The 6,959-nt window shown below is 63.6% G+C and carries 7 protein-coding genes and 1 tRNA gene; 5 read left to right on the forward strand and 3 right to left on the reverse strand.

Annotated features, from left to right (window positions below; translation table 11 throughout):
• Nucleotides 1-16 precede the first annotated feature (16 nt).
• Genes tmk through HP499_RS18280 form a run of 3 tightly spaced genes read left to right on the forward strand, consistent with a single transcriptional unit; the run spans nucleotide 17 to nucleotide 3,455 of the window.
• Nucleotides 17-676, forward strand: a complete 660-nt coding sequence (tmk, locus tag HP499_RS18270) for a dTMP kinase (protein ID WP_172325608.1) — start codon at nucleotides 17-19, stop codon at nucleotides 674-676.
• Nucleotides 673-1,824, forward strand: coding sequence for a DNA polymerase III subunit delta' (locus HP499_RS18275; RefSeq protein WP_172325609.1), 1,152 nt, complete (start codon nucleotides 673-675; stop codon nucleotides 1,822-1,824). The genes tmk and HP499_RS18275 overlap by 4 nt, the downstream gene beginning before the upstream one ends.
• Nucleotides 1,825-1,832: 8 nt before the next feature.
• Complete coding sequence (locus HP499_RS18280; RefSeq protein WP_172325610.1) at nucleotides 1,833-3,455, forward strand: alpha/beta hydrolase; 1,623 nt, start codon at nucleotides 1,833-1,835, stop codon at nucleotides 3,453-3,455.
• Here the strand turns inward: HP499_RS18280 and HP499_RS18285 are convergent.
• Complete coding sequence (locus tag HP499_RS18285; protein WP_172325611.1) at nucleotides 3,452-4,183, reverse strand: HAD family hydrolase; 732 nt, start codon at nucleotides 4,181-4,183, stop codon at nucleotides 3,452-3,454. The genes HP499_RS18280 and HP499_RS18285 overlap by 4 nt on opposite strands.
• Before the next feature lie 215 nt (nucleotides 4,184-4,398).
• Between HP499_RS18285 and HP499_RS18290 the strand changes: the two genes are divergently transcribed.
• Both HP499_RS18290 and HP499_RS18295 read left to right on the forward strand, forming a co-directional pair.
• A tRNA-Thr gene (locus HP499_RS18290) sits at nucleotides 4,399-4,471 on the forward strand.
• 191 nt (nucleotides 4,472-4,662) lie between these two features.
• The gene (locus HP499_RS18295) at nucleotides 4,663-4,923 is read left to right on the forward strand and encodes a helix-turn-helix transcriptional regulator (protein WP_172325612.1); all 261 of its coding nucleotides are present in this window, start codon (nucleotides 4,663-4,665) and stop codon (nucleotides 4,921-4,923) included.
• Between the two features lies 1 nt (nucleotide 4,924).
• On the opposite strand, the gene HP499_RS18300 is transcribed toward HP499_RS18295, so the two are convergent.
• Together HP499_RS18300 and HP499_RS18305 are read right to left on the reverse strand one after the other, a co-directional pair.
• The gene (locus HP499_RS18300) at nucleotides 4,925-6,133 is read right to left on the reverse strand and encodes a DUF6226 family protein (protein ID WP_172325607.1); all 1,209 of its coding nucleotides are present in this window, start codon (nucleotides 6,131-6,133) and stop codon (nucleotides 4,925-4,927) included.
• A 55-nt stretch (nucleotides 6,134-6,188) separates the two neighbouring features.
• The coding region (locus tag HP499_RS18305) for a M20/M25/M40 family metallo-hydrolase (protein ID WP_172325613.1) at nucleotides 6,189-6,959 on the reverse strand (771 nt) is incomplete at its 5' end.

A 6,959-nucleotide genomic window follows, 5' to 3' on the forward strand; every position in this document is an offset into this window, starting at 1 on the left:
TCGGTAGGCTAGATGGGTGAGTATTCAGAGCCCAGGTCTATTTATCGCCTTCGAAGGCGGGGACGGAGCGGGCAAGTCCACGCAGGCCGCCCGGCTCTCTGACGCCCTCCAGTCCCGGGGACTTTCCGTGCTGCGCACCCGCGAACCCGGCGGTACTCCCATTGGCGAAAAGCTGCGTTCCCTGGTCTTGGACCACGGCCACGGCATCATCGATGCCCGCACCGAAGCCCTCATGTTTGCTGCAGCCCGCGCCGCCCATGCAAGCCAGGTGATCCGTCCGGCCCTGGCCGAGGGACGGGTGGTCATCACTGACCGCTACATTGATTCCTCCGTGGCCTATCAGGGTGCCGGGCGAGGCTTGGGCGCCGAAGGCGTTTTGTCACTCAATGAGTGGGCCACCGAAGGCCTGCATCCGGACCTGACGGTACTGCTCGACGTCGACCCCTCCGACGGCCGCCTGCGCCGCACCGCCGGGGACGCCACTGAGGACAGGCTGGAATCCGAGCCCGATGCCTTCCATTCGGCCATCCGGCACGCCTTCCTGGAACTGGCCGAGGCAGCCCCCTCCAGCTACCTGGTGCTGCCCGCGAGTGCGGACATTGAGACCCTCGCCGCCCAGATTTTGGAGCGGGTGGAGTCTTTGCTGGGTAACCGTGTTCCGGGCGACCGTCCGTGAGCGTCTGGGACGACCTCCAGGGGCAGGCACCGGTTGTAGCGCAATTGAAACAGGCGGCGCAGGGTGAAACCGGCCTTACCCATGCCTGGCTGTTCACCGGCCCTCCGGGATCCGGCCGTTCCAATGCAGCCAAAGCCTTTGCGGCTGCGCTGAACTGCGAGCAGGACGACGTCGCCCTTCGCGGCTGCGGCGAATGCGCGGCCTGCCACACGATTCTTGGCGAAACGCACTCAGACGTGACGTTCGTGCGGACCGAGAAAGTCACCATCACCATTGATGAAGCCCGCGGGCTGGTCTCAAAGGCCGGCGACCGGCCTGCCACCGGCCGGTGGCGGATCATCGTGGTGGAGGACGCGGACCGCATGGCCGAACGGACCACCAACGTGCTCCTGAAAGCGATCGAGGAACCTACACCCCGCACCATTTGGATGCTGTGCGCCCCCTCCCCCGCTGATGTCCTGGTCACCATCCGTTCCCGGTGCCGTCCGGTGAGCCTGCGGCTTCCACCGGCGTCCGACGTCGCTGATCTTCTGGTCAGGCGCGACGGCGTCGAACGCCAACTCGCTGATCGCGCCGCCCGTGCCGCGCAGAGCCATATCGGTATTGCCCGGCGGCTGGCCCGCGACGCCGACGCCAGGCAGCGCCGGCTGGATACCGTGAGGATTCCGCTGGGTCTGCGCGGCGTCACGGCGGCAGTAATGATGGCCGAAAAGCTGGTGAAGATCGCTACCGAAGAAGCCAACAGCTCCAATGACGAGCGCGACGCAGCAGAGAAGATCGCCCTGCTGGCCAGCCTCGGCGCTCCGGAGTCCGGCACGCTGCCGCCCTCCATGCGCAGCCAGGTCAAGCAGCTTGAGGACGACCAGAAACGGCGCGCCAAGCGGTCCATCACAGACTCCCTGGACCGTACCCTGACGGACCTGCTGTCCTTCTACCGGGACGTCCTGATCATCCAGTTGGGGAACGCTGTGGACCTGGTCAACGTTGAGCTCAAGAGCGAACTGGAAGACTACGCCGGCAGTTCAACCCCGGAAACCACCTTGGCCCGGATGGACGCCATCAACAAAGCCCGTGTCCGAATCACCACCACCAACGTAGCTCCCTTGTTGGCGGTCGAGTCCATGGCCACGAGCCTCATCCAGCAATAGGAGAACCCATGACGTCCGCACCCCGCCGGTCCGCCGGTGCCCCTTCGAAGGTCCGGTCCGCCGGCGACCTTTCCAGGGACCGGTCCGCCCGGCGTGGGGTCCGTCGCGGCTTCGTGGCTACCTGCGTTGCCCTGGCTGCCGCGCTGGTGCTGAGCGCCTGCACGGTACCTTTCCTGCCTGCACCCACGGCCAAGCCGTCCACCAGCACCGTGGATCCATCCATCGCAGCCTCGGCGCCCAAGGGTCTGGAAAAGTTCTATTCACAACCGGTGGAATGGAGCTCCTGCGAAAACGGCTTCCAGTGCGGCAAAGTCCAAGTACCCAAGGACTATGCCAATCCGGGGGACGGCGAAATCGCCCTCGCCGTCATCAAGTTGCCCAGTACCGGCAACAAGCAGGGGTCAATCCTGGTCAACCCCGGCGGTCCCGGTGGCTCCGGCGTGGATTACATCAAGGATGCGGGCAACACCAATTTCACCGAGAAGCTGAAGAACTACTTCGATCTGGTGGGCTTCGATCCCCGCGGTGTGAAACGCTCCGCTCCCGTGACCTGCATGACCGACGCCGAACGTGATGCTGCCCGCGAAAAGGTGTTCCGAAAAAACACCGACGAAGGATTGGAAGCCGCCCTGGCGTTCAACAAGTCCTTCGCCGAGCAGTGCTCGGAGCAGACCGGGGACGTCCTGGGGCACATCGATACCGTCAGCGCGGCCAAGGACCTGGATGTCCTGCGCGCCGTGGTCAACGACGCCAAGCTCAACTACTTGGGCTTCTCCTACGGCACGTTCCTCGGATCCACCTACGCCGCGCTTTTCCCTGACAATGTAGGCCGCCTGGTGCTCGACGGCGCCGTTGATCCGTCCATCAGCAACGAGGAATTGACCGCCGGACAGGCACGGGCTTTCGAACGGGCAATCCGCACCTATGTGGCCAGCTGCCAGGGCCAGAACCAGTGCCCGCTCAGCGGGTCCGTGGAGAACGGCGTCCAGGAAATCCGAGAACTCATCAACGCCGTGGACCAGAACCCCCAGACAGCCAAGGATGGCCGGCTGGTGACCGGCAATGACTTCGTCAACGGCTTGATCCTGCCTCTCTACAATGACCAAAGCTGGCCCGCGCTGACCCAGGCATTGGAGAGCGCCTTCTCCGGGGACGTATCCCAGATGATGCGGCTGGCTGATCTTGGAGCCGACCGCGAGCCCAACGGCACCTACAGCTCCAACTCTGCCTTTGCGTTCCAAGCCATCAACTGCCTGGACTACCCCATGGTCACTGACACCGCCGGGATGCGCGCAGAGGAAGCCCGACTCATCCAGGAATCACCCACCTTTGGCGCCTTCTTTGCCTACGGCGGGGTGAATTGCAAAGACTGGCCATACAAGAACACCCGAACCCCTGCACCGGTTGACTACACGGGCTCCGCTCCCATCGTGGTGGTTGGCACCACCGGAGATCCCGCCACTCCCTTGGAATGGTCCCAGACGCTGCGAAAGCAGTTGGAGAACGCTGCACTGCTCACGTGGGAGGGTGAGGGACACACCGCCTACGGCCGCTCGAACTCTTGCGTCAGCACCGCCGTCGACGAGTATTTTGTTGACGGGAAGCTGCCGCAGGACGGCCTCACCTGCTAGAGCTGGCTGGTTTCCCGCTTCTCCACCAGGAGCGGCAGTTGCTTGATCGAATCCACGACGACGGTGGCACCCGCCGCGCGCAGCGTCGCCTCCGAGTGGGATCCTGTCAGGACACCCGCCACGAGGGACGCTCCCGAGCGGACACCTGAGAGCATGTCCGAGCTGGTATCGCCCACGACGGCCACCTCGCGGACGTCGTCAAGATCCAGGGCGAGGACGGCAGTGAGGATCATGTCAGGGTAGGGACGTCCGCGCCCCGCATCCGCCGGGCACAGGCTCAAGTCCGCCAGTCCCATCCAGCCCAAGGATTCCAAGACCATGTTCTGGGTGTGCCGGCCAAAGCCCGTGGCCAGGCACACCTGCATCCCGGACTCACGCATCCACAGGATGGCTTCCTCCGCCCCTGGAATGGCGCGGACACCGCCGTCGGCAATCATGTCGTCGTAGGCCTTCTCGAAGACCTTGTTGGCGCTGGCAGCCACCGCTGCGTCGTCGAAAAGATGGCTGAACACGGTCATTTTCGAGTAACCCATGGTGCCTCTTGCGTAGCCGAGCATGCTCTCGAAGCGGGTGGTTCCTGGTTCGATGCCGTGCTCCACCAACGCCCGGGACATGGCACGCTCGGTGCGCCCATCATCGGTGATGGTGGTACCCACCATGTCCACCACCGCCAACCTCAGCCGGTTGAATGTGTGGCTGGTGTTCCTGGTCAATGCGTCCCCGGTCATTGAGCGGCTCCTTTGGCTTGTCTGTGTGGCGGGTGTACCCCGCCACAGTTGATTCCCCAGCTTCCGGCGGCAGGGAAACGCCCGCCTGAACCCGGCCCGACGCGTGAGTGAACATCCCCGCAACTGCCGCCACCGCCTTCGTTTTGACCCGGGTGCGGTGCCTCTATTACAGTTATGTCTTGCGTGATCGCCGGGAAACCGGGGATGAACGCGGTGCTTCCTTAGCTCAGTCGGTAGAGCGTTTCACTCGTAATGAAAAGGTCATCAGTTCGATTCTGATAGGAAGCTCGGAGTAGGAGCCTCGGATCCCCTTATGGGGGTCCGGGGCTTTTCCTTTGTCCGGGCTTTCTTGTCCGGGCTTTTCCCCTGATGGGCCATGTAGATGGCGGGCGTGATGATGGAAATATCGAACATCTGCCAAATTTTCCGAAATGTTCGAAATAAAGGACATTTTGCGCAGGAGTCCGTATGATCGATTTATGGAACATTCCGATGAACTCACGCCGTTCTACCGGGCTGTCGATGCTGCATCCCTTGGGCGGTCCATCGCAGATGCGCGCAAAGAAGCCGCAATCACGCAGCAGGAGCTCGCCATGAAACTGGGCGTCACCCGCGGAACCATCGTGCGTCTCGAAGCCGGCGGAGCAGTCTCCGTGGTCGTTGCCATGCAGGCCATCAGGGCGGTGGGCCGCGATGTGGCTTTGGTACCGCGCTTTTCCAAGCTGCAGGTGCGGCCGTGAGCTAGGCGGATCCAGGCCTCGCAGTACGAATTGACGTCCCGCTGCCCCTGAGCGGCCATGGCTTCCAGCCGTTGGGGACGGCTCGGAGCCGCTCTTCCGCAGCGGAGAGTTGATCCGGTGGGGCCGACCGAGGGCCCGAACGGCTGCGACTGCCGGATCCATCGGGAGCAAAAAGCGCATATTCCGCCCACCGCTTCCGGCCCACGGGATAGCGTTCGCCGTAGCCACCTGCTGCAACGCCAAGGACCAGCTCCTCCATGCGCGACGCTTCGCTCTCTGCGGTCTCGTCACAGGCGTCGCAACCGCAGATGGGAAATGGAAAGTCGTGCAGCACTCCAGCACGGACCACCACTGACGGAAGACTGGTCAGCACGAACGTCAATGGCGCCGCTAGCGGGTCCCGGGGCGCCAATCGAACTACGTCCACCATCTCCTCGGCGTTCACGGATACCTCCGCCGTGTGGGCCGGGACAATGCTGACATCCACGTCATAAGTTCTGTTGAGGTACTCAATCAAGGACCGGGCCACCAAGTGCAGCCCTTCGAAGCGTTCGCCGTGGGTGTCCACGCTGTAGGAGCCCTCCGGCGGGCTTTCCGACCCCCATCTGCTCCCGTACCCGATCGCTTGGCCGTCAGCGTCGCGGTATTCACGTGACGGCAACTCCGGCCGCATGAAAAGCTCAGGGGCTTGCCCCGTGGGAACCGGGCGCAATTCGGCGGGCGCAGGACCGTCCGGCTCTTCATCCGCCCACTCCATAAGGTGCGTCAGCAGCCCGGCCACCATTGCGTCGTCGGCCTGCCTCAGCCCGTCGATCAAACGGTCCACCGTGATCACCATGCCGCGGTCTCCGACTTCGCGGGAACCGTCCGGCATGATTCTCCAATGCGCCTCCGGACGCATGGCCGCAATGACGTTCCCAACGAAGATGGTGGCGGCCTCGCTCAAACCGGGTTCGCCGGAGATGTCAGCGATGTGGGATCGAAGGAATTCCAGCAATGCGGCAACGTCTGCGGCAAGCCGGCCGGCCGGAATTCCCTCGCATTCGCAAAATGCCATGAACGGCGCGTATCCGGCAAGATGCCTGACCGGGGCCTCTTCCTCCTCCGCCGGCATGTACTGGGCAGTCCGTCGATTTAGCACAACTTTGCTCGCAAGCGCGGTTGGCAATCCTGATGCCGGCCCGTCAAAAAGATCTTCGATATCCCCCATGGGCCCATCCTAGGCGAGTCTGTTTGTGCGACCCCTCAACGTCAGACCAAGGGAATCATCTGCCCAGCCGGGACATCAGCACAGCGACGGCGGCCGCGACTCCCCCGGCAAGCGTTCCTTCCAACTCGGGCGCGAAGAACGGCGAATGGTTGACGGGGATTGGACCTTCAATACCCGACGCAGGAGTGCCGCCGAACATCCAAAACACCGACGGCACTCCGATCGCCGTACCCAGGTGTCCAAAGTCCTCGCTGCCCATCATGGGCGGGGTGGATTCAACTGACTCAGCCCCCAACGCCAGCCGCAGTGCCTCAACAACTGCTGGGACGGCGTCGGGGTCGTTGAAGCATTGCGGGAAGCGGTACATCTCCTCAATGACCGGGACGGCCGCCCCGGACGCTGCCGCCTCTGCCTCGATGATGCGGCGAACGGCAGAGAGGACCTGCCCGCGGACGTCGTCGTCGAAGGTGCGGATGTTGAGGGTGAACTCGGCCGAGGCCGGGATGATGTTCTCTTTGAGTCCCGCGTGGAAGGTCCCCACAGTGACGACGGCGGACTTCCGCGGATCCAGCTCACGGGACACTATCCCCTGGAGCCGGGTGACCATGTGCGCGGCCATGACGATGGGATCGATGGAGTCCTGCGGCTGGGAACCATGGGACTGTTGGCCGTGCACTGTTACCCGCAACGAATCCGCCATGGCAGCAACCGGGCCGCTGGAAATGGCAATAGTGCCAACCGGCCGCGGCATGACGTGCTGTCCAAAGACCACCTCGGGACGGGGCGCCTTGTCCCACAAGCCATCGTCCAACATGGCCAGCGCACC

It is taken from the genome of Paenarthrobacter sp. CM16 (assembly GCF_013179505.1).
In the GTDB taxonomy this organism is placed as follows: Bacteria; Actinomycetota; Actinomycetes; order Actinomycetales; family Micrococcaceae; genus Arthrobacter.